Source organism: Streptomyces sp. NPDC127108, from assembly GCF_042677545.1.
In the GTDB taxonomy this organism is placed as follows: Bacteria; Actinomycetota; Actinomycetes; order Streptomycetales; family Streptomycetaceae; genus Streptomyces.
Map to the genome: position 1 here is coordinate 63,876 of NZ_JBHXTE010000043.1, position 26,513 is coordinate 90,388.

Here is a 26,513-nt window from a genome sequence, read left to right on the forward strand (position 1 = left end):
GAGGACGAGGCGCGGAGCGCCGATCGGGGGCGGACCGTCCCACCCGAAGGGGACACCCGCCCCCGGGGCCCGGGGCGGAGCCCCGGTTTCGGGAAGGGGCGGGACTGGGGAAAGCCCCGCAGGGCCCTACCGCACAGCCACGAACCCCTCACCCCCCCGCCCCACCCGCTCCGCCGCAGGCGAAGCCGCATGACCCACAGCAACAGCCCCCATCGGATCCCAGTCCCCAGGAAGCTCAAGAGCCCCGCGCACGACATCCCGACAGAACATCGTCGACGACACCCACGCGGACCCGAGCCGCTCCCCGGCCAACGCGACCAGGAAGTTCTGCACCCCGGCCCCGGCGGCGACGACGAACATCTCCCGCTCGGCCCCGTCCCGCCGGGCGTCCCCGTACGTATGGGCGCCGTCCATGACGAGGCACGGCACCACGAGGTAGGGCGCCTTCCGCAGCACGTCCCCGCGCCGCACCCGCCGGGCGATGGCGTCCTCGGACTTCCCGTCCCCCCGCAGATCGGCGATCCAGGCGTCCCGCATGGCGTCGAGCAGCCGTACGCGCGACTCCTCGGACTCCAGGAGCACGAACCGCCAGGGGGTGGTGTGGTGCGGCGCGGGCGCGATGACGGCGGCGGCGACGGCGCGTCGTACGGCTCCGGGGTCGACGGGTTCGTCGGTGAACTCCCGGACGGTCCGCCGCAGCGACAGCGCCTCGCGCACGGCCTCGGACGTACCGAGCCGGAACATGTCGTCCCGGGCGTTGCGCACGAGGGCCCGAGCCCCGAGCTCGGAGGCCGCCGACTCCGGGCCGTCCGGGGAACCCGGGGCGCCTTCCGCGGAGGAGCGCTCGGTGAAAGAGCCATCCTCGGAGGAGCGCTCGGCGAAAGAGCCTTCCGCGGAGGAGCGCTCCGCGGCAGAGCCACCCGCGAAAGAGCGCTCCACACCCCCGTGGGCGACAACCACATGCCCGAGCCCCCGCACGACGGCGACCGGCAACCCCGTCGCCTTCCCCTTGACGAGGTCCCCGGCGGCGGCCAGCTCGTCGGCGGTGGCGATGACGGTGGCGACGAGCGGATTGCCGAACGCGTCCGTGCCGCCGCGCAGGTCGTCGAGGACCCGCACGCCCGCGGCCCCGATGGCGACGTCGGTGAGTCCGGCCCGCCAGGGCCGTCCGAAGGTGTCGGTGACGATGACGCCGACGTCGACGCCGAGCGCGTCCCGCAGGCCCTGGCGGACGGCGCGGGCGGAGGCGTCGGGGTCCTCGGGGAGCAACAGGACGGTTCCGGCGGGGGTGTTGGAGGCGTCGACCCCGGCGGCGGCCATCACGAGGCCCTGCCGGTTCTCGACGATGCGCAGCGTCCCGCGCCGGGCGACGACGCGTACGGTCTCGGCGTCGATGGCCGCTTCCCGGTCGGCCGCGGCGACGACGCGTCCCTCGGCCTTGCTGACGATCTTCGAGGTGACGAGCACGACGTCCCCGTCGGCGAGCCCGGGCTCGGCGGCGGCGATCAGCTTCGCGACGTCGTCCCCGCGCCGCACCTCGGGAATCCCGCCCACGGCCCACACCCGAAACCCGGGCACGTCCCTGTCCCCGTGCCCCGCCCGATCCCCGGCGTCCCGGAAGCCCGCAGCACCCGCTCCCGCGGACCCCGCCGCGCCCGCCTCCGTGGAGCCCACAGCATCCGCCTCCGTGGAGCCCACAGCATCCGCCCCCACGGAACCCGCCCCCTCACCCCCCATCAAGCCCGCACCTCCTCAGCCAGCGCCAGCGCCTCCCGCGCCATCGCCGTCGTGGCGTCCTCGTCCGTCATCAGGAGCGGGATGGCCCGGCACCGGATCCCGGCGGACTCGACGCGCTCGACGGTGCCCGCGTCCACCGTGTCGACGAGCCAGCCGTCGAGGAGGCCGCTGCCGTAGTGCTCGGCGACGGCGGCGGCGGTGGTCTCCACGCCGACGGCGGCGAGGACCTTGTCGGCCATGCCGCGCACGGGTGCGTCGCCGACGATGGGGGAGAGGCCGACGACGGGGACCCCGGCCTCGGCGATGGCCTCGCGGATGCCGGGCACGGCGAGGATCGTGCCGACGCTCACGACGGGGTTGGACGGCGGGAACAGCACGACGTCGGCCTCGGCGATGGCTTCCAGGACGCCGGGCGCGGGCTTGGCCTGCTCGGCGCCGACGGGCACGATCGCGTGCGCGTCCACGGAGGCCCGCAGCCGCACCCAGTACTCCTGGAAGTGCACGGCCTTGCGCTCGCCGTCGAGCTCGATGCCGACGTGCGTCTCGACGCGGTCGTCGGACATGGGGATGAGCCGCACGCCGGGCTGCCAGCGCTCGCACAGCGCCTCGGTGACGGCGCTGAGGGGGTATCCGGCGGCGAGCATCTGCGTGCGCACGATGTGCGTGGCGAAGTCCCGGTCGCCGAGCCCGAACCAGTCGGGTCCGACGCCGTACGCCCCGAGTTCCTCCTTGACCTTGAAGGTCTCGTCGGTCCGCCCCCAGCCCTGTTCCTCGTTGATGCCGCCCCCGAGCGTGTACATCACCGTGTCCAGGTCGGGGCAGACCTTCAGGCCGAACAGGTGGATGTCGTCACCGGTGTTGCCGATGACCGTGATCGCCGCGTCGGGCGCGGCCTTCTTGAGGCCGCGGAGGAAACGGGCGCCGCCGATGCCGCCGGCCAGAACCACAATGCGCATGCGCCCAGCATCGCAGGCGGGTACGACATCGTGTCAGGCGGTCACGGGATTCAGGCGGTCACGGGATCGTGCGGCGCCCGGGCCTCGCAACGGGCCGTGTGCATCGGCATCTCGGTGAGGCCGGGGTAGTACACGTGCAGGCTCACGGCCGGTTCGAGGGAGTCGTTGACGACCTCGTGCACGTACCCGGGTGCGAAGACGCGCTGCGCGCCGGCGCCCAGGGCGCGCGCGGCGCGCTCCGTACGCTCCGTCAGTTCGCCCTCGAGGACGGTGAGTACGCCGCTGGAGCGCCCGTGGTCGTGGGAGCCGCTGCCCTGTCCGGGCACCCACGACAGGAGCCACACCTCGTAGCCGGGCCCGGTGCGCAGGCGGTGGTACCAGCGGGTGGCGGCGTCGTACTGGACGAGGGGTGCCCACTGGGAGCGGTCGGCGGCGATGGCGCGGGCGAGGCCCGCGAACTCGGCGACGGTGACGGGGTGCTCGCGTGCGGGCTGGAGGAGGTGCGGGACTTCGAGGATGTCGCCGGCGATCTGGAGGTCGCTGTCGCTGTTCATGGTGCGGTGGTTCCTCAACGTGTGAGTGCTGGGGTGTCGCAGGATGGGGGTCGTACGAAGCCGTGCGATGTGCGATTCGGGCGAGCTGTACGAAGCGGTACGACGCCGTGCGAGGAAGTCGTACGAGGGGGAGTGGCTCAACAGCCGGAGGCGTGCCTCAACAGCTGGAACAGATGTCCGTACAGCGACAGCGCGCGGGGGCAGCACCGGAAGACCCGCCAGTGCGGGTCACGGAAAGCGCCAAGTTCGCGAGCATGCCCACCAGGACAGCGGCTCACACCCTTGGTGTCAACTCGACGTCCGAATTGTGGACAATGTTTCACCTCATCCGGTTCCCCTGAGCGGCGAAAGGTTTGTGCAGTCGCCCCCTGGGACACATGCCGCATCAACCAGCGCTCGCGGGCGCGTCAACCGGCGCGTCAACCGGCGCTCGTCCGCCGTTGTGATCCTGTGATCCGAATGTGATCCGGTTCGCTTCGGTGTCGTCCGATGCAACGGGAGTGAGTGCCGTGGCGTCCCTGTCGTTGAGGTCACTGAGTGCCCATGACAGGGCGGGCGGCGGACCGGCCGCTGGCAGGTGTCACGTTTTAGGTAGATTTGAACACTTTCCGCAAAGCCTTGGTTCCGCAGAGTGAATAAGGGGCCCAATAGCAGATCTCGGCTTGACTGGCCCGGATCGGCACACTTGTAATTTCACTCGTGTCGTTCAGCCGAAATCGGTAACGGCAGCATCACGGGGACGCGAAGACAGACGAGGGGCGCACATGACCGAGCTGGTTCAGGAACTGCTGGTCGAGGACGCGGACGAAGAAATCGGCTGGCAGGAGCGCGCACTGTGCGCCCAGACCGACCCCGAGTCCTTCTTTCCCGAGAAGGGCGGCTCCACGCGCGAGGCCAAGAAGGTCTGCCTCGCCTGCGAGGTCCGCTCCGAATGCCTTGAGTACGCGCTTGCGAACGACGAACGCTTCGGCATCTGGGGCGGCCTCTCGGAGCGCGAACGCCGCCGCCTGAAGAAGGCGGCCGTCTAGCCCGACGGCCGTCCGCCCCCGCCCCGGGGCCGTACGACCGCCGACGCCCGATCCTCCGCATTGCCCCCTTCGAGCGGCACTCACACCCCTTGTCGCCGCTCGTCGCCGTACAACGAACAGCCCGTCGCCCAAGGGTTATCCACAGGCGGCGGGCTGTTGTGGTGCCAGCCGTTAGTGTGGGGCCCCGTCCGAGACGCCACAGCGCCCCCACGGGGCGCGGGCGTCCACCGCAGTCCAGCGAACCGGGGCCCGTACCTCGATGTCCGTGCACAGCCACCCGGCAGCCCACGAAGGCGCTGCCGCCGGGTTCGACCCGTCCCGCGCGGCCGGCTTCGACCCGGCAAGCCCACCCGAGTTCCCGCGGCATGTCGTCACCGCCGTGCTCGTCTCCCACGACGGCGCCCGCTGGCTGCCCGACGCCGTCGCCGGACTCCTCGGCCAGGACCGCCCCGTGCAGAACGCGATCGCGGCCGACACCGGCAGCGCCGACGACTCCGCGCGCCTGCTCACCGAGGCCCTCGGCCCCGACCGCGTGCTGCACCTGGCCCGCCGCTCCGGCTTCGGCACCGCCGTCGACGAGGCGGTCCGCACGGCCCCCGTGCTCACCCCCGAGGACCTGCCCTACCTCAAGCGCCCCAGCGGCTGGGACCCGGTGAGCCGCAGCTGGCGCGACGAGGCGTACGACATGCCGGAGCTGCCGCACGGCGAGCCCGAGCAGTGGCTGTGGCTCCTGCACGACGACTGCGCGCCCGAGCCCGGCGCCCTCGCCGAGATGCTGCGCGCCGTCGAGAACGAACGCGAGCTCGGCCAGGACACCCAGGACATCGCGATCGTCGGCCCCAAGCTCCGCGGCTGGTACGACCGCAGGCAGCTCCTCGAGGTCGGCGTCTCCATCGCCCACTCCGGCCGCCGCTGGACCGGCCTCGACCGGCGCGAGCAGGACCAGGGCCAGCACGACCACGTGCGGCCCGTGCTCGCCGTCTCCACCGCCGGGATGCTGGTCCGGCGCGAGGTCTACGAACAGCTCGGCGGCTTCGACCGGCGACTGCCCCTGATGCGCGACGACGTCGACCTGTGCTGGCGCGCGCACACCGCGGGGCTGCGCGTCCTGGTCGCCCCGGACGCCGTCGTGCGGCACGCCGAGGCGGCCTCGCGCGAGCGCCGCACCGTCGACTGCGTGGGCCGCACGGCCACCTCGCCGCACCGCGTGGACAAGGCCGGCGCGGCGTACACCCTGCTGGTGAACTCCCGCACGGCGGTGCTGCCCTGGGTCTTCGTGCGGCTCGTCGTCGGCACGGTCCTGCGCACCCTCGCCTACCTGGTCGGCAAGGCCCCCGGCCAGGCGCTCGACGAAGTCGCCGGGCTCTTCGGCACGTTGCTGCGGCCCGAGCGGATCCTCGCCGGACGCAAGAAGCGCGGCAAGCCGGTCGTCGAGGCCAGCGAGACCCGGCCGCTGTTCCCGCCGCCCGGCGCCACGGTCCGCGCCACCGTCGAGCAGGTCGCGAGCAACCTGGTCGGCCGCTCCGACCCCGAGGTCTCGGCCGCGGGACGGCACGGCGGCGCCGTCGAGTCCGGACCCGGCGGCGACGACGCCGACTTCCTGGAGATCGAGCAGTTCGCCCGCCTCAAGCGCGTCGCCCGCAAGCCCGGACCCGTGCTCTTCGTAGTACTCCTCTTCGTCTCGCTCGTCGCCTGCCGGGCCCTGCTCGGCGGCGGCGCGCTCGCGGGCGGGGCGCTCCTTCCCGCGCCCGCCGACGCCTCCGGGCTGTGGTCGCGGTTCCTGGACGGCTGGCATCCGGTGGGCATCGGCGGCACCGGGAACGCGCCGCCCTACCTGGCGCTCCTCGGCTCCCTCTCGACCCTCCTGCTCGGCTCCAGCGGCCTCGCCGTCACGGTGCTCCTGGTCGGCTCGGTGCCCCTCGCGGGCTTCACGGCGTACTTCGCGTCGCGGCCGCTGGTCGAGTCCCGCCTCCTGCGCGCGTGGGCGTCCGTCGCGTACGCCTTCCTGCCCGCCGCCACGGGCGCGCTCGCGGGCGGGCGCATCGGCACGGCCGTCCTCGCGATCCTGCTGCCGCTCATCGCCCGCGCGGCCGTCTCGGCCAGCGGCCTGGCCGCCCCCGACGGCACGCGCGGCAGCTGGCGCGCCACCTGGGCGTACGCGCTCCTGCTGACCGTCACGACCGCCTTCACGCCGATCGTGTGGCCCATCGCGCTCGTCCTCGGCCTGGCGCTGCTCGCGGTGCACCGCCGCGACCTCGCCGGGTACGGCCCCCGGTTCCTCGCCGCGCTCGGCACGCCCCTGCTCGTGCTCGCGCCCTGGTCGCTCTCGCTGCTGCCGTTCGGCTTCTTCAAGGAGGCCGGGCTCGAGTACGGCACGGGCGCCGCGTCGGCGCTCGACCTGCTCGGCGCCAGCCCCGGCGGACCCGGCACCGTCAGCGGCCTGCTGCTCATCGGCGTCGTCCTCGCCGCCCTCGGCGCGCTCCTGCGCGGCGAGCGGCAGGCGGCGATCCGGACGGCCTGGGCCGTCGCCCTGGTGGCGCTGGTCTTCGCGGCCCTGTCGAACGGCTCGGCGTGGGCGGGCCCGGCCACGCTCGCGTACGGCATCGCGCTGCTCGCCGCCGCCGCCCTCGGCGCCGACGGGGCCCGCGCGCGGGTCGCCGAGCAGAGCTTCGGCTGGCGGCAGCCGGTCGCCGCGCTCATCGCCTTCGCCGCGGCCGCGGGCCCGCTGCTCGCCGCCGCCGGGTGGATGATCGGCGGCGCCGACGGCCCCCTGGAGCGGCGCGACCCGGTGCAGGTGCCCGCGTTCGTCGCCGAGGAGAGCGGCACCCAGGACCAGGCCCGCACCCTCGTCCTGGACAGCGCCACGGCCGCCGAGGTGTCCTACACCCTCGTCCGTGGCGCGGGCGCCCGCCTGGGCGACGCCGAACTCGCCGCGGCCGACGGCACCGACGAGCGGCTCGACCGGATCGTCGGCCGCCTCCTCGCGGGCTCCGGCGCCGACCAGGCCGACCAGCTCGGCGGCTACGCCGTGCGCTACGTCCTCGTCCGCGACGGCGCCCCCCGCCAGCTGAGCCGCACCCTCGACGCCACCCCCGGTCTGACCCGGCTCAGCCAGGAGGACGGCAGCGCCCTGTGGCGCGTGGACCGGCAGGTCGCCCGCGCCGCCATCGTGCCGAAGTCCGGCGACCCGGAGCCGGTGGCCGCGGGCCCCGTCGAGCTGCACACCCGCATCCCCGCGGGCAAGGAGGGCCGCGTCCTGCGCCTGGCCGACTCGGCCGACCCGGGCTGGTCGGCCACCCTGGACGGCCGCGCGCTGACCCGGACGACCGTCGACGGCTGGGCGCAGGGCTTCGAACTGCCCCCGACCGCGGGCCGCCTCGACGTCACGTACGAGCCGACGGCAGGACACACGGGCTGGCTGTGGGCGCAGGGCGCGCTCGCCGTGGTCCTGGTGGTCCTCGCGCTGCCCGGGCGGCGCAGGGACGTCGACGACGACCTGCCCGAGGAGCCCGTCCTTCCCGCCCAGGCGGTCACGGGCGAGGGCCGCAGGGCACGCAGGCTGCGCGCCCAGGGCGAGGCGGCCGACGGCCCCGACGCCGAGGCGCCGGGGGCGGAGGGCCTGGGCGCCGTCCCGGCCCAGCACACCCCGGACCAGGCCGGGGCTCCCGGGTACGACGGGTGGCAGACCCCCGCCCCGGCGGGCGCCGACCACGGCGCGTACGGCGGCGAACAGGCCTACCAGGGCGGGCAGTACGGCTCCTACGGACAGCCGTACCAGGCCGACCCCTACCAGGCGGGCCCCGGCGGCGCCGCGCCCGGCGGCCAGTACGACCCGTACGCCTACGGCGGCTCCTACGGAGGCGACCAGCCGGGCTACGGCCAGACGTACGACCCGGCGGGCGGCACCGGCACCGGCGGCGTCCCCGGCCCGGCCGGTCCCCCGGACCCGACGGGCGCCGCGGGCCCCGCGGACACCGGCTACGCCCAGCAGCTCCCGCCGATGCCCCCGCAGTCCCCGCCGATGCCGCCGCGGCCCCCGCGCGGCCCCGACAGTGAGCGTCCCGACGGGAGCCAGCAGTGAACCGCACCACCGTGTCCCTGATCGCCGCGACCGCCGCCCTGGCCGCCGTCACCGGCTTCGCCTCGGTCAACGCCCCCGACGGCGGTGACGACGCCGCGAAGACCGCCAAGCGGCTGCCCGTGGAGCGCACCAGCCTGCTGTGCCCCGAGCCCAGCACGTCCGACCTCGCGGAGACGAGCTACACCGCCTTCACGCCCTCCTCCGGGGGCGCCGCGAGCGGCGGCAAGGCCGAACTGCTCCCGGCCCCCAAGGTCCTGACGGACACCCACCAGGGCGGCAAGGACCGCACGAAGGGCCTCAAGCCGTTCCTGACCCAGAAGTCCCCGGGCAAGCCCGTGACCGGCGAGGAGTCCGGCGCCGAGGCACCCGCGCTCGTGGGCAGCGCCGACGGCGCCCTCGCGCCCGGCTGGACCGTCCAGCAGACCACCACGGTCAGCGCGGGCTCCGGGCGCGGCGTCCAGGGCGCCAACTGCGTCGCCCCCGACACGGAGTTCTGGTTCCCGGGCGCCAGCACCGCCAAGGGCCGCAGCGACTACATCCACCTCACCAACCCGGACGACTCGGCGGCCGTCGTGGACGTCGAGCTGTACGGCCGCGACGGGAGCATCAAGGCCGACGTCGGCCAGTCCATCCAGATCCAGCCGCACTCCAGCGTCCCGGTGCTGCTCTCGACGCTCACCGGCAAGCCGTACACGAACATCACGATGCACGTCGCCGCGCGCAGCGGGCGCGTGGCCGCCGCCGTGCACTCCTCGGACGACAAGCTCGGCGGCGACTGGCTGCCCGCCTCCACCGACCCGGCCCCCGGCCTGGTCCTGCCCGGCATCCCCAAGGACGCCACGTCGGTGCGTCTGGTCGCCTTCGCGCCCGGCTCCGAGGACGCGGACCTGAAGGTGCGCCTCGCCTCGCCGACGGGCGAGATCACCCCGGCGGGGAACGAGACGCTGCACGTGAAGTCCGGCATGACGGCCGCCGTCGACCTGGGCGACGTCACCAGGGGGGAGGCCGGTTCGCTGCTCCTGACGCCCACGGAGGACGCGGTGCCCGTGGTCGCGGGGCTGCGCGTCACGCGCGGCAAGGGCGACAAGCAGGAGACGGCGTTCATCCCGGCGACGAGCGCCGTCGGCGACCGCGCCACGGTCGCCGACAACCGCGCCAAGGGCTCAACGCTCTCCCTGGTGGCCCCCGGGAAGACCGGCCGCGTGAAGGTCACCGCGTCGGCGGGCACGGAGGCGGGGGAGCCCGTCACGAAGACGTACACGGTCAAGGGCGGTACGACCCTCGCGGTCGACCCGCCGGTCCCGTCCGGCCTCAAGGGGGCCTACGCCCTCACCCTGGAGACCCAGTCCGGCGGCCCCGTGCACGCGGCCCGGATGCTGGAGCTCCCGGAGAACGGCATCCCCATGTTCACGATCCAGACGCTGCCGGACGACCGGGGGATGGTGGCCGTTCCGGAGGCGGAGCAGGACCTGGACGTGCTGCAGAAGTGAGGCCGGGGGCTGCCCGCGGGCCCCGGCCTACTCCTCGCCGTAGCGCGGGTCCACCGACTCCGGTGAGAGGCCGAGCAGCTCAGCCACCTGCTCCACGACCACTTCGTGGACCAGCGCGGCCCGCTCGTCCCTGCCCTTGGTGCGGATCTCGACCGGCCGTCTGTAGATCACGACCCGCGCGGGCCGCCCCTCGGAGGCCGAGATCGTCCCGCCGAGGGGCACCGTCCCGGCGCCCCACTCCTCGTCACCGGCGTCCCCGCCGATGGTGGGCGGCACGTCGAGCACCAGGAAGTCGATCTCGGTGAGCTGCGGCCAGCGTCGCTCCAGGCGCTCCACGGAGTCCTGCACGAGGTCCGTGAAGGCCTCCGCGCGGCTGGCCGAGAGCGGTACCTGGGGAGGCGCCACGGGGCCGCGCATGCCCCTGCCGTGACGGTCGCGTCGGCGGGGCCTCGGCTCACTGGAGCGGGGTTGTACGGGGTCGTCCATCACTGGGGAAGCCTAGTCCTCGAGATCGCCCTTTCCGCACGGAGCACGGCATGTCGCTTCCTGACCATTCCAGCCAAGCTTGGGCTCGATTGCGTATCTCTCCGGGACCGTCGATCTCGCGACGATTGGCCGCATTTGTACCGAGTGGTGACCGCGTTCAACACCGCAGGTCCCTCTGGCCTCTTGCGTCTTCGCAGGTCAGCGGCGCGCCTGCGGGTGCCCCTGTGCGCGGGATCACAGCACGACACGGGGGAGTGACCTCATGGAGAGTCGTCGCGGCCCGCTCAAGAGTGCGGTACCGTCCAACGTCGTGAGCCCTGTACGTCGCTGTTCGCGCACCGCTTGCGGCCGTCCCGCCGTCGCGACGCTGACGTACGTCTACGCCGACTCGACCGCGGTCCTCGGCCCCCTCGCCACCTACGCCGAACCCCACTGCTACGACCTGTGCGCCGAGCACTCCGAGCGCCTCACCGCGCCGCGCGGCTGGGAGGTCGTCCGTCTCGCCGACGGCTCAGGGCCGTCCCGGCCCAGCGGCGACGACCTGGAAGCGCTCGCCAACGCCGTGCGGGAGGCGGCGCGGCCGCAGGAACGGGCTGCGGAGGCCGGCGGGAGCGGGTCGCGGGGAGCGGACCCGATGGAGGTCGGGCGCCGCGGACACCTGCGGGTGCTGCGCTCGCCGGACTCCTGAACGGCGTCCCCGTAGAGCCGGACTCCTGAACGACGTCCCCGTAGAGAACGACTTCTCCGTAGAGCGTCGTCATTCACTCTTGAACAACCCATCCCGCACGCCCCATTGACGGGCCGTTGGCGCGGACACGACCATTCCCCCCAGCCGTGAGAGATCGCCTTCCACATCACGGAATTCGGGGAGGCCCCTGTGTACGTCCAGGAACTGGAGCCCGTCGCCGACTCGCTCGGCCTGTCCGCCCTCGTCGCGACCCTGCCCCTGCTCACCGTCCTCGTCCTGCTCGGCGCCGTCCGCATGAAGGCACACCGCGCGGGACTCATCGGCCTCGCGGTCGCCGCCGCCGTCGCCTGGCTCGCGTACGGCATGCCGCTCGGCCAGACCGCGTCCAGCGCCGCCCAGGGCGCCGTCTTCGGGCTCTTCCCCATCCTGTGGATCGTCGTCAACGCCCTGTGGGTGTACCGGATGACCGTCCACACCCGGCACTTCGACGTCCTGCGCCGCTCCTTCGGGCGGCTCTCCGACGACCCGCGCATCCAGGCACTCGTCATCGCCTTCTGCTTCGGCGCGCTCCTGGAAGCACTCGCCGGCTTCGGCGCGCCCGTCGCGATCTGCTCGGTGATGCTGGTCGCGCTCGGCTTCGACCCGGTGCGCGCCGCGGTCGTCGCCCTCGTCGCCAACACCGCGCCCGTGGCCTTCGGCGCCATGGGCACCCCCGTCGTGACCCTCGCCCAGGTCACCGGCATCCCCCTGGACACCGTCGCCACCGTCGTCGGCCGCCAGACCCCGCTGCTCGCCCTCGTCGTACCGCTCCTCCTGGTCGCCCTCGTCGACGGGCGGCGCGGCCTGCGCGAGACCTGGATGCCCGCCGCGGCCTGCGGACTCGCCTTCGCCGCCGCCCAGTTCGCGGCCTCCAACTACGTCTCCGCGCAACTGGCCGACATCGGGGCGGCCTTGGCGGGCGCGGGGGCGCTCGTCGCCGTCCCCGGCGCCCGCAGACCGGCCGCCGAACCCGTCCGCGCCGCCGTCCTGACCGGCGCCCGCAGCACGGACCTGGACCACGACGACCCGCGCCCGGACGTGGTGCGCGCCTACGCCCCGTACGCCCTCATCGTCGCGATCTTCTCCGTCGCCCAGATCCCGCCCGTGAAGGACTTCCTCGCCGAGGCCACCCGCACCTTCGACTGGCCCTTCCTGAACGTCGCCGACCCGGCGGGCGACCCGGTCGGCGGCAACGTCTTCTCGCTGCCCGTCGTGTCCACCGGCGGCACGCTCGTGCTCCTCGCGGGCGTCGGCACGGCGGTCGTCCTCGGCGTCCACGCGCGCGTGGCGGTGCGCGAGTGGCTGGCGACCGTGCACGAACTGCGGTTCGCGATCCTCACCGTGACGAGCGTGCTCGGGCTCGCGTACGTCATGAACCTCTCCGGACAGGCCGCCACCATCGGGCACTTCGTCGCCGACGCGGGCGCGGGCCTCGCCTTCCTGTCGCCGGTGCTCGGCTGGTTCGGCGTCGCCGTGTCCGGCTCCGACACCTCCGCCAACGCGCTGTTCGGCTCGCTCCAGGTGACGGCCGCCGAGCAGTCGGGGCTCTCGCCCGAGCTCCTCGCCGCCGCGAACAGCTCGGGCGGCGTCCTCGGAAAGATGATCTCCCCGCAGAACCTGACGATCGCCTGCGCGGCCGTCGGGCTCGCGGGCAAGGAGGGCGACCTGCTGCGCAAGGTGCTGCCCTGGAGCATCGGGCTGCTCCTGGTGATGTGCCTCATCGTGGTCGGCCAGAGCACGGCGGTGCTGGGGTGGATGCTGCCCTGACGGGACCCCGCTCCGGTGCCCCTGACGAGAAGCCGCCCGGTGCCCCTGACGGGATGCCGCCCTGGCACCGCTTCCGGTTCGGCGTTGCGGGTAGTTTGTTGCCACCGACGAGGGCTTGCCGAGCTCCCTGAACCTTGCAGAGAGGGTTGCCGTGACTGCTGACCTGTCCCAGCTCGTGAAGGCGTACGACGTGCGCGGGGTGGTCCCGGACCAGTGGGACGAGTCCCTGGCGGAACTGTTCGGAGCCGCCTTCGCGAAGGTGACGGGCGCGGCGGCGATCGTCGTCGGGCACGACATGCGGCCCTCGTCGCCCGGCCTCTCGGGCGCCTTCGCGCGCGGGGCGACGGCACTCGGCGTCGACGTCACCGAGATCGGCCTGTGCTCGACGGACCAGCTGTACTACGCCTCGGGCGCCCTCGACCTGCCCGGCGCGATGTTCACGGCCTCGCACAACCCGGCGCAGTACAACGGCATCAAGATGTGCCGCGCGGGCGCCGCCCCCGTCGGCCAGGACACCGGCCTCGCCGACATCCGCGCCCTGGTCGAGCGCTGGTCGGACGAGGGTGCCCCCGCCGCCGATCCGGCGGTGACCCCCGGCACGCTCACGCGCCGCGACACCCTCAAGGACTACGCGGCGCACCTGCGCTCCCTGGTGGACCTCACCACCATCCGCCCCCTGAAGGTCGTCGTCGACGCGGGCAACGGCATGGGCGGCCACACCGTCCCCACCGTCTTCGAGGGCCTGCCCCTCACGCTCGTCCCGATGTACTTCGAGCTGGACGGCACCTTCCCCAACCACGAGGCCAACCCGCTGGACCCGGCCAACATCGTCGACCTGCAGCAGCGCGTGCGCGAGGAGGGCGCCGACCTCGGCATCGCCTTCGACGGCGACGCCGACCGCTGCTTCGTCGTCGACGAGAACGGCGACCCCGTGTCCCCCTCGGCGATCACCGCCCTGGTCGCCGCCCGCGAACTCGCCAAGCACGGCGGCTCCGGCACGGTCATCCACAACCTGATCACCTCCTGGTCGGTCCCCGAGGTCGTCCGCGAGAACGGCGGCACGCCCGTGCGCACGCGCGTGGGCCACTCCTTCATCAAGGAGGAGATGGCCAAGTCGGGCGCCATCTTCGGCGGCGAGCACTCCGCGCACTACTACTTCCGCGACTTCTGGAACGCCGACACCGGCATGCTGGCCGCGCTGCACGTCCTCGCGGCGCTCGGCGGCCAGGACGGCCCGCTGTCCGGCCTCGTCGAGCAGTACGACCGCTACGCGGGCTCCGGCGAGATCAACTCCACGGTCGACGACCAGGCGGCGCGCCTCGCGGCGATCCGGTCCGCGTACGAGGGCCAGGATGGCGTCACCATCGACGAACTCGACGGCCTGACCGTCACGTCCACGGACTGGTGGTTCAACGTCCGCGCCTCGAACACGGAGCCCCTCCTGCGCCTGAACGCGGAGGCCCGCGACGAGAAGACGATGACGCGGGTACGGGACGAGGCGCTGGCCATCATCCGAGCCTGATCCGGGCCTACCCGCACCGCACGCTGCGGGCGTCGGCCCCCCCCACGACCACGTGGGTGCGCCGACGCCGCGCGGCACGCTTGCGAGTGCGCGTCCTGGGGCGAGGTGGCGTCCTGCCTCACGTTTGTGGGCAGGCGTTCCGCACGGCGAGTAGGGGTCTCCCCTGCTCGAGCGAAGCCGAGAGCTTGGGGAAGGGTGGGCACAAACGTGCCACCGGTCCGCACTCGAAGAACAAGCGTCAGCTCCCCCCGGGCTCCGGGGCGGAAGCCCCGGCCTCGCCCCGCCCAAGGCCCCCGCCCAGCGGTACCCTGACCAGGCCACAAGCCCCACCCGCCCCACCCCGAAGGGACCCCGCACCATGCCGCTCGAAGCCGGCCTCCTGGAGATCCTCGCCTGCCCGGCCTGTCACGCCCCCCTCAAGGAGACGGACACGGAGCTGGTCTGCACGGCGAACGGCACGGACTGCGGTCTGGCCTACCCGGTCCGCGACGGCATCCCCGTCCTCCTGGTCGACGAGGCCCGCCGCCCCGAGTAACGATCGAAGAGGCGCACCGTACGAAGCCGCGACCGGCACCCCGTACGACCACCCAGCCCGCCACCCGCCGTCGCACGGCGATCGGAGGCCGCCCTCATGCTCGACGACTCGCTCCTTGACGCTCCCGAGGCCCTGGCCCGGGCCGACCTGCACGATCTGCTGCGCGGCGCCGCCGAGGCGGGCGCCCGGGTGCGGACCGCGGTCCGGCACGCCACGGAGTCCGGCCTCACGGAACTCAAGCCGGACGGCCGCCCCCGCGCCGTCCTGATCGCGGGCCCGGGCACCGCGGCGACCGGCGTGGCCGACCTCATCGGCGCGCTCGCGGGCACCGGCTGCCCCGTCGTGCGCCTCGCGCCCACCGGGGTCGCCCCCGCCGCGGGCGCCCTGCGCTGGTCCCTGCCCGGCTGGACGGGCCCCGTCGACCTGCTGCTCATCGTCACCCCGGACGGCACGGAGCCCGGCCTGACGCTCCTCGCCGAGCAGGCGTACCGCCGCGGTTGCACCGTCGTCGCGGTGGCCCCGGCCCGCACCCCGCTGGCGGAGAGCGTCGAGGGCTCGCACGGCCTGACGGTCCCGATGGCCACGTCGCCCGCGGCCGCGTACGGGACGACGTACGGCGAGGCGGAGAGCCGCGTCAGCACGCGCGAGGAGCCCACCGGCCCCAGCGACCCCACTGCCCCCGCGCAGCCGGACCCCGCCGGACCCGGAAGCCTCGGCCGCCCCGGCGCCGCCCACGGCGTACCGGAGGACCGCGGCCCGCTGACCTCCCCGCACAACGACCCGCCGGAGGCCCCCGCGGCCGCACCCGGCACCCTCTGGGCCCTGCTCACGCCGCTGCTCGTCCTCCTCGACCGCACCGGCCTCATCGCCGCCCCCGTCGACACCCTGCAGAAGGTCGCCGACCGCCTGGACGACGTCGCCGAGCGCTGCGGCCCGGCCATCACGACGTACAGCAACCCCGCGAAGACCCTCGCCACCGAACTGTCCGAGTCGCTCCCGCTGATCTGGACCGAGGGCCAGACCGCGGGCATGGCGGGCCGCCGCTTCGCCGCCGCCCTTGCCGAACTCGCGGGCCACGCCGCCCTCGCCGCCGAGCTGCCCGAGGCCCTGCCCGCGCACGCCGCGCTGCTCGCGGGCGGCATCGCGGGCGGCGCCGACAGCGACGACTTCTTCCGCGACCGCGTCGAGGAACCGGCGGTGCTGCGCGCCCGCGTGGTCCTGCTCCGCGAGCGCCCGTCCGACGCCGGTGGCCTGACCGCGGCGCCCGCCGCCCGCGAACTCACCCACAGCCACGACACCCCGCTCAGCGAGCTGGAACCGGAGGACGGCAGCGACCTGGAACGCCTCGCCGAGCTGATCGCCATCACGGATTTCGCGGCCGTTTACCTGGCGCTCGCCTCCGGGGGCCGATCATGACCGCACGCCGACCGCGACGGGTGTCCGACCTGACCGCACCCGACCGTGACCGGTGTCCGGCGTGACCGCACGCCGACCGTGACGGGCGTCCGGCGTGACCGCACGCCGACAGAGACCGGCGTCCGAAGCGACCGCACGCCGACCGAGACCGCACGCCGACCACGGGTGACCGCCCCGGCCGGGGCGACCGCACCCGCGTACCCGCACCACCCGTAAGGGAGATCTCCCCCGTGGACCGCCTCACCAACACCGTCCGCCCCTACGCCTGGGGCTCCACCACCGCCATCGCGGAACTGACCGGCGCCGAGCCGACCGGCGAGCCGCAGGCCGAGATGTGGATGGGCGCCCACCCGGGCGCACCCTCGCGCACCGAGCGCGGCCCGCTCGACGAGGTGATCGACGAGGACCCGGCGCGCGAGCTGGGCCCGCGCGCCGTCGCCAAGTTCGGCCCGCGCCTGCCGTTCCTCCTGAAGATCCTCGCCGCCGGCGCCCCCCTCTCCCTCCAGGTCCACCCGAACCTGGAGGAGGCCAAGGAGGGGTACGACGACGAGGAGCGCCGCGGCGTCCCCATCGACGCCCCGCACCGCAACTACAAGGACGCCAACCACAAGCCCGAACTGATCTGCGCGCTCACGCCGTTCGACGGACTGTGCGGCTTCCGCGCCCCCGCCGAGGCCGCCGACCTGCTCGCGGGCCTCGGAGTCGACTCCCTCAAGCCGTACGTCGACCTGCTGCACGCCAAGCCCGAGGAGGCCGCGCTGCGCGAGGTCCTGACGGCCGTGCTCACCGCCGACCCGGACGACATGGCGAAGACCGTCACCGAGGCCGCGGCGGCCGCCGAGCGCCTGGGCGGCGACTACGCCCCGTACGCCGCCGTCGCCCGCCACTACCCCGGCGACCCCGGCGTCATCGCGGCCATGCTCCTCAACCACGTCCAACTCCAGCCCGGCGAGGCCATGTTCCTCGGCGCCGGCGTCCCGCACGCCTACATCCAGGGCCTGGGCGTGGAGATCATGGCCAACTCCGACAACGTGCTGCGCTGCGGCCTCACCCCCAAGCACGTCGACGTACCCGAACTCCTGCGCGTCGTCCGCTTCGAGGCCACCGACCCCGGCGTGCTGCGCCCCGAGGCGTCGTCCGACGGCGAAGAGGTCTACGAGACGCCGATCGACGAGTTCCGCCTCTCCCGCCTCGTCCTGCCCGAGGGCGGTGCCGCGCACGACCTCACCGCCGAGACCCCGCAGATCCTGCTGTGCACGGCGGGCGAGGTCCGCGCGGGCGACATCGCCCTGACGCCGGGACAGTCCGCGTTCGTCCCCGCGGGTGAAAGGGCGGAAGTGTCCGGGACCGGCACGGTTTTCCGCGCCACTGTGGTGGCCTGAACCATCGCACGCGTCCCGTGCTGCAACAATGACCCACCGCGAAGGCCGGGCGGAGCAGCGCCCGGACGTGGGCAAAGCGTAGTGGCAACGCGTAGTGACGCAGGCGAAGGGACATCGGGCACACATGAGTGCGTCAGGCGGAACAAAGGCGATCGTGGCGGCACTCGCCGCCAATCTCGCGATCGCGGTGGCGAAGTTCGTGGCGTTCCTCTTCAGCGGCTCGTCCTCGATGCTCGCCGAGAGCGTCCACTCGCTCGCCGACTCCGGCAACCAGGGCCTGCTGCTCCTCGGCGGCAAGAAGGCCCAGCGCGAGGCGACCCCGCAGCACCCCTTCGGCTACGGCCGCGAGCGCTACATCTACGCGTTCCTGGTCTCCATCGTGCTCTTCTCCGTCGGCGGCATGTTCGCCATCTACGAGGGCTACGAGAAGATCAAGCACCCGCACGAGATCGAGCACTGGTACTGGCCGGTGGGCGTCCTGGTCTTCGCGATCATCGCGGAGTCCTTCTCCTTCCGGACGGCCATCAAGGAGTCCAACGCCCTGCGCGGCAAGCTCACCTGGACCCAGTTCGTGCGCCGCGCCAAGGCCCCCGAGCTGCCCGTCGTGCTCCTCGAGGACCTCGGCGCGCTCGTCGGCCTGATCCTCGCACTCGGCGGTGTCGGCCTCGCCCTCGCCACCGGTGACGGCGTCTGGGACGGCATCGGCACCCTGTGCATTGGCGTCCTGCTCATCCTCATCGCGGTCGTCCTCGCCGCCGAGACCAAGTCGCTGCTCCTCGGCGAGGCCGCGGGCACCGAAGAGGTCGCGAAGATCGAGCAGGCCCTGGTCGACGGCGACACCGTCACCGGCGTCATCCACATGCGCACGCTCCACCTCGGCCCCGAGGAACTCCTCGTCGCCGCCAAGGTCGCCGTCCAGCACGACGACACGGCCCGCGAGGTCGCCGAAGCGATCAACGCAGCCGAGGACCGCATCCGCACCGCGGTCCCCATCGCCCGCGTCATCTACTTGGAACCGGACATCTACAACGCGGACGCGGCAGCGACGGGCACGAACCCGGGCAAGGCTCCGGGCGGTCCGGGCCCCCAGCCTTCGGAAGGCGACCACTGACCTCAGCGGGCGGCCGCCGATAGCGACGGTTCGCGGACGGTTTCTGCCGCCGCTGTGGGCAGTCGTCCCGCAGGGCGGGACGGGTGGGCACAGCCCACGGTGCGGTGCACCTGACGTTTGCGCCCAGGTGGCAAGGGCCCCGCACCAGACCGGTGCGGGGCCCTTCAACGTACGGACGTCCTCACCGCACCTCGCGCAGCACCTCCAGCACAGCCCCCTCATCCGGCGCAGCCTCAAGCCGCTCCCGGAACCCCCCATCCATCAACTTCCGCGAAAGCATCGCCAGAATCCGCAGATGCTCATCACCCGCGGCCGCCTCCGGCACGGAGATCATGAAGATCAGCTTGGCCTTCGTACCGTCGAGCGCCCCCCACTCGATCCCCTCGGCGGACCGGGCGAACCCCACGACCGGCGAGGTCACCGCATCCGTCTTGGCATGCGGAATGGCGATCTCCTCCCCGAGCCCGGTGGTGCCCTGAGCCTCCCGCCGCAGCGCGGTCCGCACCAACTCCTCTACGTCGACGACCTTCCCGGTCCGCGCGAGCAGCCCGGCCATCTCCCGGATCGCGGCCTCCTTCTCGTCGGCGTCGAGCTGAACCTTGACGGTCTGCTCGGTCAGATACCCGGAGAGCACCTCACCACCGGAAGCCACCGCGGTCTCGCCGGACGCCTGAGGCGCGTCGTCCGAAGCAGCGGGCGCCGAAGCAGCGGTCGCCGACGCTGCGGCCGCCGAAGAGGCAGACGCGGCAGCGGACTTCGCGGGCGACCCCGCCCCCGAGCCGACGCCCGCGCCCACAGCCCCGGCCCCGACACCCGCGAGCACCGGCTCCGCACCCCCACTCACCCCACCGACCAACGGCTCCCCCCGCCGCTTCCGCTCACTGATGTCCACCAACGCCACCGTCGTCAGCGCCGTGACCACGGTGCCGATCGCCACGGCCACGAAGAACATCGGCACACCCCCGATCGCCCCGAGGACGGCCACGATCGGCCCACCGTGCGGCACCGCGTCCTTCACGTCCGCCAGCCCGGCGACCGCGCCGGCCACAGCTCCGCCCAGCATGTTCGCCGGAATGACCTGCGCGGGCCGCGCCGCCGCGAACGGAATCGCACCCTCCGAGATCCCGAACAAGCCCATGAACAAGGCCGCGAGCCCGGTCTCCCGCTCCTGCTCGCTGTAGAGCCGCTTGCGGATCAGCGTCGCGAGCCCCTGCCCGAGCGGCATCACCGGAATCGCCGCGGCGCACATGCCCATGACGGTCTGGTTGCCGGTGGCGATGAGCCCCGCGCCGAACAGGAACGCCGTCTTGTTGACCGGCCCGCCCATGTCGAACGCGATCATCAGCCCCAGGATCGCGCCGAGCAGGATCGCGCTCGTCCCGGTCATCCCGCTGAGCCAGTCCGTCAGATGCTCGAACACCCACGAGATGGGCTTGCCGATGACGTAGATGAAGAAGAGCCCGAGCGCGCTCGTCGCCAGAATCGGGATCACGATGATCGGCATGATCGGCTGGACGAACTTCGGGACCTTGACCTTCTTGATCCACAACACCAGATACCCGGCCAGGAACCCGGTCACGATCGCCCCGATGAACCCCGCCCCCGCCTTGGAGTCGTACAGCTCACCGGTGTTGGCGATCCACCCGCCGATCATGCCCGGCACGAGCGCGGGCCGATCCCCGATCGCGTACGCGATGTACCCCGACAGGATCGGCACCATCAGCGTGAACCCGATGACCCCGATCTGGTTCACATGCATCCAGAACGAGTCGTCGGGGATGACCAGCCCCCCCTTGGGGTCGGTGTGCCCGCCCAGGGACAACGAGATCGCGATCAGCAGACCACCGACCACGACGAACGGGATCATGTACGAGACGCCGTTCATCAGCGCCTTGTACGCGACGCTCCGCTCCCGGCCGCCGCCCGCACCCCCGCCGCCGCTCGCCGCCGCGGTGCCACCGGCGCCGCCCCCGCCCGCGTGCACGGGCGCGCTGCGCACCTGCTCGATCAGACGCTCCGGGTGACTGATGCCCTCGGAGACCCCGACGGACAGCACCCGCTTGCCCGCGAACCTCGTCAGGTCCACGTCCTTGTCGGCCGCGACGATGATGCCGTCGGCATCTCTGACATCGTTGTCAGTCAATACGTTTTCAGCCCCGATGGAGCCCTGGGTCTCCACCTTCATCTCGATGCCCTGGCTGTCGGCGGCCTGCTGGAGCTTCTCCGCCGCCATGTACGTATGGGCGATGCCCGTCGGACAGGCGGTCACCGCGAGCAGCTTCAGCCGCGGGTGCCCACTGGGGTCCCCGCCTGCCACGGGGTCGGCCGGACTGGTCACGTGGATCTCCTAACGCCTTGGCCAAAATCGATCGCGCGCATGCTCCCGATCTCCCGGCATCCTGCAACACTCGCGGACCGGTTCAAAAGCGCAAAGGTCCCGGTTCGATGGGGTCTCAGGGCCTTTGTTCCCTCCTCGATTCGGCCACAGTCCGGCACGAGGCGGGCTGGGGCGCGCTGCGCCAATCGGTGTAGATTCGTGACAGTGCCAGACGTCGCTGCTGATGGCGGTCGGGCGGTCCGCTCCTGGACCGGCCGAGGGAGAGAGGGCCTCCGACGGACTGCGCTGCGAGCGGCGGTGCACCTCTGTGCCCCGACGCCGCAGGTCAGCCATGCCCACCCTCGACCAATCACGAGGAGCAGCTCAGAATGACTGCCGCCAACGGCCACGACTTCAAGGTCGCCGACATCTCCCTCGCCGACTACGGCCGCAAGGAGATCACCCTCGCCGAGCACGAGATGCCCGGCCTGATGGCGATCCGCAAGGAATTCGCCGCCAGCCAGCCGCTCGCCGGCGCCCGCATCATGGGCTCCCTGCACATGACCGTGCAGACCGCCGTCCTCATCGAGACCCTCGTCGCCCTCGGCGCCGAGGTCCGCTGGGTGTCCTGCAACATCTTCTCGACCCAGGACCACGCCGCCGCAGCCATCGCCGTCGGCCCGAACGGCACCCCGGACAACCCCCAGGGCATCCCGGTCTTCGCCTGGAAGGGCGAGACCCTGGAGGAGTACTGGTGGTGCACGGAGCAGGCCCTGACCTGGCCGAACACGCCCACCGGCGGCCCGAACATGATCCTGGACGACGGCGGCGACGCCACCCTCCTCGTCCACAAGGGCGTCGAGTACGAGAAGGACGGCAAGGTCCCGGCGATCGAGACCGCCGAGTCCGACGAGCACCGCGTCATCCTGCAGACCCTGCACCGCACGCTCGCCGAGAACCCGCAGAAGTGGACCCAGCTCGCCTCGGAGATCCGCGGCGTCACGGAGGAGACCACGACCGGCGTCCACCGCCTGTACGAGATGCACCGCGACGGGCAGCTCCTGTTCCCGGCGATCAACGTCAACGACGCCGTCACCAAGTCGAAGTTCGACAACAAGTACGGCTGCCGCCACTCCCTCATCGACGGCATCAACCGCGCCACCGACGTCCTCATCGGCGGCAAGACCGCGGTCGTCTGCGGCTACGGCGACGTGGGCAAGGGCTGCGCCGAGTCCCTGCGCGGCCAGGGCGCCCGCGTGATCATCACCGAGATCGACCCGATCTGCGCCCTGCAGGCCGCGATGGACGGCTACCAGGTCACGACGCTCGACGAGGTCGTCGAGACGGCCGACATCTTCATCACCACGACCGGCAACAAGGACATCATCATGGCCGCGGACATGGCCAAGATGAAGCACCAGGCGATCGTGGGCAACATCGGCCACTTCGACAACGAGCTCGACATGGCCGGCCTCGCGAAGCTCCCGGGCATCGTCAAGGACGAGGTCAAGCCGCAGGTTCACACCTGGACGCACCCCGACGGCAAGGTCCTCATCGTCCTGTCCGAGGGCCGCCTGCTGAACCTGGGCAACGCCACCGGCCACCCGTCCTTCGTGATGTCCAACTCGTTCGCGGACCAGACCCTGGCCCAGATCGAGCTGTTCACCAAGCCCGACGAGTACCCGACCGATGTCTACGTGCTCCCCAAGCACCTCGACGAGAAGGTCGCCCGCCTGCACCTGGACTCGCTCGGCGTGAAGCTCACGACGCTCCGCCCCGAGCAGGCCTCGTACATCGGCGTCCAGGTCGAGGGCCCGTACAAGCCGGACCACTACCGCTACTGACCCCGGCCCCGGCCGCCATCGCGACCGCCCCGACACGGGACCCGGTCACGAGGCCCTGCTCCCGCCACGGGATCCGGCCACGTGACCGCGCTCCCGCCCCCGGGACCCGGTCACGCCCGGCGGCCGCCCGGCAGTACGCCTCCAGCAGGCCCTCGCCCACCGGGGCGGGGGCCTGCCCCCGTGGCGGCGCCCTCCGGGACGAACTGCCCCACGCCCGACAAGGACCACGCACCATGCCCCGCGGCCGATATTCGCTTCACGATCCGCACGATCACACCCCTCTCGGCGAAGAACACTTCCACTGCGCGCCCGGCCCTTCCGGCTGGCGCTATGTCGCCCAGCGCACCACCCCCTCGGGCGACCACTCGGGCTCCGTCGACCTGGCCATCGACGAACTCGGCCGCCCCATCCGACTCGAACTGCACGCCTCCGGCTGGCAGGTGCGCGCCGCCGCCCTCGACGGCGTCACCTGGGTCCGGACCGACGCCACCGGCACGCACGCCGACGAGCACAACGCCCCCGCTCACGCCATCACTGGCACATCCCCCGCCTTCCTCGTCGCCACCGCCCGGCTGCTGCGGCTCACCCCCGCTTCCCCCGCGACCCGCGTCCGCCTGGTCGCCTTCACGGACCCGGTCCTCGCCCCCCGCACCCTCGACCAGTCCTGGGCCCTGCTGAAAAGCGAAGCACACGCCACTGACAACGGCCCGCTGACCGTGGACGAATACCAGGTCACAGCCCTGGACACAGGCGAACAGCACACCGTCCACCTCACCGGCGACGTCGTCCTCGCGGCCCCCGGCATCGAGCTGGAGAACCTGGAAACGCCGCCGTCGGTGTTCGGCTGAGGAGAGAGACGGCTGAGGAGGGGCTGCCTGAGGAGGGGCTGCCTGGGAAGGGGTTGGCTGAGGCGCGATCCGGCTGAAGCGGCGCAGGGTCCGGCGCGGCCTTTGAAGCGAGCGCAGGACTCGGCGCGGCTTTGGGCGGGCGTGGCATGCACGCGGATGCGGCCCGCGGACACGGCTCGCGTGGGTGAGCCATTCGCCGGGCGTGGTCCCGCGCCGACGCCGGTGGCGACTTACGCGGGCGGCACGAAGCCCGTCGAGGGGCGGGTGGGCTCGTCCGGCGCCGGGGGAGGGGGCGGAGGCGGAGTTGGTCCGGCTGTGGGCTGAGGCGGCTGTGCGGGCGTGGCGGACGGGGGCCCGTACGGCGCCGGAGGCGGGGGTGCGAGCGGGGCGGCGTACGGGGCAGGTGAGACCGGGCCGGGAGGCTGCCCCGGCCCCGACCAGGCCGCGGGCGCACCGGGCACACCAGTCCCAGGAGCCACCCCCACCCCCTGCTCACCGAACGTCCGCCGAGCCTCCCGCGCCTGCCGCTCATGCACGACGGCGGCGAGGAAAGCCGCCGGGGGCACGCCCTCCGGCGCCGGAGCCCCGGTCCGCGCCACCACATCGTTGGCGAGACGTTCCGCCATCGCCCAGCCGACCTGCGGATCCAACTGCCCCATCCGCGTCAGGTACTGGCGAACGGCCAGCCACAGCCCGTCCGGCACCGCCGACAGATCCAGCTCGGCGAACCGCCCCACGAGCCACGGCGGCGGCGCGGGCACGTACTCGGTACGCCCCGCCGGCACCCGCTCCCGTACGACGAGCGTCCCCGCGAACACATCCCCGAGCCGCCGCCCGCGCTCCGACACCAGCGAGGCGATGCACGCGACGACCCCGAACGTCATGAGGATCTCGACGACCCCGACCGCCCCGCGCACCAGCGCGTGCCGGAACCGGATCGGCCCGCCGTCGTCCCGCACCACCCGCAGCCCGCACGCCAGCTTCCCGAGCGACCGCCCGTGGCTGAGGGTCTCCACGGCGATCGGCACACCCACGAGCACCAGCACGAACGTCGCCACCGCGATCGCGGCGACCGCCGCGTCGTCGAGCGACCCCGCCGCGGCCAGCAACCCCAGCGTCACGGCCAAATACGCCGACCATGCCACGACCATGTCGATGAGCACCGCCAGCGCACGACTCGGCAACTTCGCGGGACGCAGTTCCAGCGCCACCGCCTCGCCCGTCACCAGCTCACTCACGCCTGCCGCCCTTCCCGTCGCTGCCCCCGGAACCGCCAGTCTGCCAAGCTGACTATCGATCGCGCCGCACCACCAGAGCCGCAGTACGAGAAGCCGAGGAGCAGCCAACCGATGGACCTCGACGTCTTCGTGTCCGCACACCGGGCCGAATGGGACCGTCTGGACACCCTGCTGCGCCGCCAACGCCGTCTCACCGGCCCCGAGGTCGACGAACTCGTCGTCCTCTACCAGCGCACGGCCACGCACCTCTCCCTGATCCAGTCCAGCGCCCCGGACCCGCAGCTGACCGGTCGCCTCACCCAACTGGTGGCCCGCGCGCGCAGTGCCGTGACAGGCACACGCCGCGCCACCTGGAGAGACGCCACACGCTTCCTGACACACGGTTTCCCCGCTGCGGTCTACCGCAGCCGCCACTGGTGGGTACCCACAGCCCTGCTCTCCATCGCCCTGGCCGCCGTGATCGGCTGGTGGATAGGCACCCACCCCGAAGTGCAGTCCTCCATAGCCGCCCCTTCGGAGCTGCGCGATCTCACGCGCCCCGGAGGCGAGTACGAGACGTACTACTCCAGCCACCCGGCGGCGTCCTTCGCCGCCCAGGTGTGGACGAACAACGCCCAGGCAGCAGCGATGTGCCTGGTCCTGGGGGCGTTCCTCTGCCTTCCGGTCATCTGGATCCTCTTCCAGAACATGCTCAACCTGGGTGTCGGCATCGGTCTGATGTCCTCCGCGGACCGCCTCGACACCTTCCTGGGCCTCGTCCTCCCACACGGCCTCCTGGAGCTGACCGCGGTCTTCGTAGCCGCCGGCACCGGCCTCCGCCTGGGCTGGACCCTCATCGCCCCGGGCCCGCGAACCCGCCGCACCGCCATGGCCGAGGAAGGCCGCGCCGCACTGGGCATGGCCATCGGCCTGGCCCTGGTCCTCCTCATCTCCGGCGCCATCGAAGGCTTCGTCACCCCTTCCGGCCTCCCCACCTGGGCCCGCATCGGCATCGGGATCGCCGCCGAGGCGGCATTCCTCGTGTACGTCTACGTCCTCGGCGGCCGAGCCGCGCGCGAAGGCGAGACGGGCGACGTGGAAGAGCACGAGCGCAGTGCCACGGTGCCCACTGCCGCGTGATGTGCGCACGTCGCCTCTGAGCTGCTAGTCTCCTCTTCGCCCCGGAAAAGTCATTGACATGGCAGATCCGGGGAGGTAGATTCGAACAGTTGCCTAGAGCTGGACAGCTCGCAGCGCGGCAGTTAAAATCTGCCTGCTTCTTGAATCTCATTTAATCGAGAAGCCATCCCGATGAATCGGAAAGTTGAGCCGGTCAGACCGGCCGAAAACTTCTGATAAAGTCGGAGCCGCCGGAAAGGGAAACGCGAAAGCGAAGACCTGGAAAGCACCGAGGAAATCGGGTCGGAACGGGAAGCCGGAAAGATCTGATAGAGTCGGAAACGCAAGAACAAAAGAAACACCGAAGGGAAGCGCC

Annotated in this window: 20 protein-coding genes; 13 read left to right on the plus strand and 7 right to left on the minus strand. The window is 72.6% G+C overall.

Annotation, left to right across the window (positions count from 1 at the left end):
- Positions 1–126 precede the first annotated feature (126 nt).
- Genes ACFVHO_RS30920 through ACFVHO_RS30930 form a run of 3 tightly spaced genes read right to left on the minus strand, consistent with a single transcriptional unit; the run spans position 127 to position 3,247 of the window.
- The gene (locus ACFVHO_RS30920) at positions 127–1,737 is read right to left on the minus strand and encodes a coenzyme F420-0:L-glutamate ligase (protein WP_385721767.1); all 1,611 of its coding nucleotides are present in this window, start codon (positions 1,735–1,737) and stop codon (positions 127–129) included.
- Positions 1,737–2,693, minus strand: a complete 957-nt coding sequence (gene cofD / locus ACFVHO_RS30925) for a 2-phospho-L-lactate transferase (RefSeq protein WP_385721770.1) — start codon at positions 2,691–2,693, stop codon at positions 1,737–1,739. Before cofD ends, ACFVHO_RS30920 begins: the two co-directional genes overlap by 1 nt.
- 50 nt (positions 2,694–2,743) lie before the next feature.
- Positions 2,744–3,247 carry a cysteine dioxygenase gene (locus tag ACFVHO_RS30930; RefSeq protein WP_385721773.1) on the minus strand — a complete coding sequence of 168 codons (504 nt, stop codon included), beginning with the start codon at positions 3,245–3,247 and terminating at the stop codon, positions 2,744–2,746.
- Between the two features lie 764 nt (positions 3,248–4,011).
- Between ACFVHO_RS30930 and ACFVHO_RS30935 the strand changes: the two genes are divergently transcribed.
- From ACFVHO_RS30935 to ACFVHO_RS30945, 3 genes are all read left to right on the plus strand, one after another.
- The gene (locus ACFVHO_RS30935) at positions 4,012–4,275 is read left to right on the plus strand and encodes a WhiB family transcriptional regulator (RefSeq protein ID WP_030363272.1); all 264 of its coding nucleotides are present in this window, start codon (positions 4,012–4,014) and stop codon (positions 4,273–4,275) included.
- A gap of 259 nt (positions 4,276–4,534) precedes the next feature.
- On the plus strand, positions 4,535–8,356 hold the full coding sequence (locus ACFVHO_RS30940; RefSeq protein WP_385721776.1) for a glycosyltransferase: 3,822 nt from the start codon (positions 4,535–4,537) through the stop codon (positions 8,354–8,356).
- Positions 8,353–9,846, plus strand: a complete 1,494-nt coding sequence (locus ACFVHO_RS30945; protein WP_385721779.1) for a DUF5719 family protein — start codon at positions 8,353–8,355, stop codon at positions 9,844–9,846. The genes ACFVHO_RS30940 and ACFVHO_RS30945 overlap by 4 nt, the downstream gene beginning before the upstream one ends.
- Positions 9,847–9,873: 27 nt before the next feature.
- Here the strand turns inward: ACFVHO_RS30945 and ACFVHO_RS30950 are convergent, their stop codons facing one another.
- Positions 9,874–10,332, minus strand: coding sequence for a metallopeptidase family protein (locus tag ACFVHO_RS30950; RefSeq protein WP_380838571.1), 459 nt, complete (start codon positions 10,330–10,332; stop codon positions 9,874–9,876).
- A 262-nt stretch (positions 10,333–10,594) separates the two neighbouring features.
- On the opposite strand from ACFVHO_RS30950, the gene ACFVHO_RS30955 reads away from it, so the two are divergent.
- The 7 genes from ACFVHO_RS30955 to ACFVHO_RS30985 all read left to right on the plus strand — a co-directional run bounded on the left by ACFVHO_RS30955 (position 10,595) and on the right by ACFVHO_RS30985 (position 18,792).
- Complete coding sequence (locus ACFVHO_RS30955; protein WP_385721782.1) at positions 10,595–11,020, plus strand: DUF3499 domain-containing protein; 426 nt, start codon at positions 10,595–10,597, stop codon at positions 11,018–11,020.
- Between the two features lie 189 nt (positions 11,021–11,209).
- Positions 11,210–12,826, plus strand: a complete 1,617-nt coding sequence (locus ACFVHO_RS30960) for an L-lactate permease (RefSeq protein WP_385721785.1) — start codon at positions 11,210–11,212, stop codon at positions 12,824–12,826.
- A gap of 151 nt (positions 12,827–12,977) precedes the next feature.
- Positions 12,978–14,348, plus strand: a complete 1,371-nt coding sequence (locus ACFVHO_RS30965; protein WP_385721788.1) for a phosphomannomutase/phosphoglucomutase — start codon at positions 12,978–12,980, stop codon at positions 14,346–14,348.
- Positions 14,349–14,706: 358 nt separating this feature from the next.
- The gene (locus ACFVHO_RS30970) at positions 14,707–14,883 is read left to right on the plus strand and encodes a Trm112 family protein (protein WP_385721790.1); all 177 of its coding nucleotides are present in this window, start codon (positions 14,707–14,709) and stop codon (positions 14,881–14,883) included.
- 96 nt (positions 14,884–14,979) lie between these two features.
- The gene (locus tag ACFVHO_RS30975; protein WP_385721792.1) at positions 14,980–16,299 is read left to right on the plus strand and encodes an SIS domain-containing protein; all 1,320 of its coding nucleotides are present in this window, start codon (positions 14,980–14,982) and stop codon (positions 16,297–16,299) included.
- 230 nt (positions 16,300–16,529) lie between these two features.
- Positions 16,530–17,681 (plus strand): mannose-6-phosphate isomerase, class I, encoded by a 1,152-nt coding sequence (manA, locus tag ACFVHO_RS30980; protein WP_385721794.1) that lies wholly within the window; start codon positions 16,530–16,532, stop codon positions 17,679–17,681.
- Between the two features lie 124 nt (positions 17,682–17,805).
- Complete coding sequence (locus ACFVHO_RS30985) at positions 17,806–18,792, plus strand: cation diffusion facilitator family transporter (protein WP_385721797.1); 987 nt, start codon at positions 17,806–17,808, stop codon at positions 18,790–18,792.
- A gap of 181 nt (positions 18,793–18,973) precedes the next feature.
- Here the strand turns inward: ACFVHO_RS30985 and ACFVHO_RS30990 are convergent, their stop codons facing one another.
- Positions 18,974–21,130: a fructose-specific PTS transporter subunit EIIC gene (locus ACFVHO_RS30990; protein ID WP_385721800.1), complete on the minus strand. Its 2,157-nt coding sequence runs from the start codon at positions 21,128–21,130 to the stop codon at positions 18,974–18,976.
- 368 nt (positions 21,131–21,498) lie between these two features.
- On the opposite strand from ACFVHO_RS30990, the gene ahcY reads away from it, so the two are divergent.
- Together ahcY and ACFVHO_RS31000 are read left to right on the plus strand one after the other, a co-directional pair.
- Positions 21,499–22,953, plus strand: coding sequence for an adenosylhomocysteinase (ahcY, locus tag ACFVHO_RS30995; protein ID WP_385721803.1), 1,455 nt, complete (start codon positions 21,499–21,501; stop codon positions 22,951–22,953).
- A gap of 233 nt (positions 22,954–23,186) precedes the next feature.
- Positions 23,187–23,801, plus strand: coding sequence for a hypothetical protein (locus tag ACFVHO_RS31000; protein WP_385721806.1), 615 nt, complete (start codon positions 23,187–23,189; stop codon positions 23,799–23,801).
- A gap of 230 nt (positions 23,802–24,031) precedes the next feature.
- Here ACFVHO_RS31000 and ACFVHO_RS31005 read toward each other — a convergent pair whose 3' ends face one another.
- Positions 24,032–25,039 carry an RDD family protein gene (locus ACFVHO_RS31005; protein ID WP_385721808.1) on the minus strand — a complete coding sequence of 336 codons (1,008 nt, stop codon included), beginning with the start codon at positions 25,037–25,039 and terminating at the stop codon, positions 24,032–24,034.
- Positions 25,040–25,150: 111 nt separating this feature from the next.
- Here ACFVHO_RS31005 and ACFVHO_RS31010 point away from each other — a divergent pair, with 111 nt between their 5' ends.
- Positions 25,151–26,158 (plus strand): stage II sporulation protein M, encoded by a 1,008-nt coding sequence (locus tag ACFVHO_RS31010; protein WP_385721811.1) that lies wholly within the window; start codon positions 25,151–25,153, stop codon positions 26,156–26,158.
- Positions 26,159–26,305: 147 nt separating this feature from the next.
- Here ACFVHO_RS31010 and ACFVHO_RS31015 read toward each other — a convergent pair.
- Positions 26,306–26,513: hypothetical protein (locus ACFVHO_RS31015; RefSeq protein ID WP_385721814.1), on the minus strand; the 208-nt coding region annotated here is incomplete at its 5' end.

Bases quoted from the DNA above. Each gene is read 5' to 3' on its own strand.
- ACFVHO_RS30920 (WP_385721767.1), bottom strand. From the start codon at position 1,737: ATGGGGGGTGAGGGGGCGGGTTCCGTGGGGGCGGATGCTGTGGGCTCC.
- cofD (WP_385721770.1), bottom strand. From the start codon at position 2,693: ATGCGCATTGTGGTTCTGGCCGGCGGCATCGGCGGCGCCCGTTTCCTC.
- ACFVHO_RS30930 (WP_385721773.1), bottom strand. From the start codon at position 3,247: ATGAACAGCGACAGCGACCTCCAGATCGCCGGCGACATCCTCGAAGTC.
- ACFVHO_RS30935 (WP_030363272.1), top strand. From the start codon at position 4,012: ATGACCGAGCTGGTTCAGGAACTGCTGGTCGAGGACGCGGACGAAGAA.
- ACFVHO_RS30940 (WP_385721776.1), top strand. From the start codon at position 4,535: ATGTCCGTGCACAGCCACCCGGCAGCCCACGAAGGCGCTGCCGCCGGG.
- ACFVHO_RS30950 (WP_380838571.1), bottom strand. From the start codon at position 10,332: ATGGACGACCCCGTACAACCCCGCTCCAGTGAGCCGAGGCCCCGCCGA.
- ACFVHO_RS30955 (WP_385721782.1), top strand. From the start codon at position 10,595: ATGGAGAGTCGTCGCGGCCCGCTCAAGAGTGCGGTACCGTCCAACGTC.
- ACFVHO_RS30970 (WP_385721790.1), top strand. From the start codon at position 14,707: ATGCCGCTCGAAGCCGGCCTCCTGGAGATCCTCGCCTGCCCGGCCTGT.
- ACFVHO_RS30975 (WP_385721792.1), top strand. From the start codon at position 14,980: ATGCTCGACGACTCGCTCCTTGACGCTCCCGAGGCCCTGGCCCGGGCC.
- ACFVHO_RS30985 (WP_385721797.1), top strand. From the start codon at position 17,806: ATGAGTGCGTCAGGCGGAACAAAGGCGATCGTGGCGGCACTCGCCGCC.
- ahcY (WP_385721803.1), top strand. From the start codon at position 21,499: ATGACTGCCGCCAACGGCCACGACTTCAAGGTCGCCGACATCTCCCTC.
- ACFVHO_RS31000 (WP_385721806.1), top strand. From the start codon at position 23,187: ATGCCCCGCGGCCGATATTCGCTTCACGATCCGCACGATCACACCCCT.
- ACFVHO_RS31010 (WP_385721811.1), top strand. From the start codon at position 25,151: ATGGACCTCGACGTCTTCGTGTCCGCACACCGGGCCGAATGGGACCGT.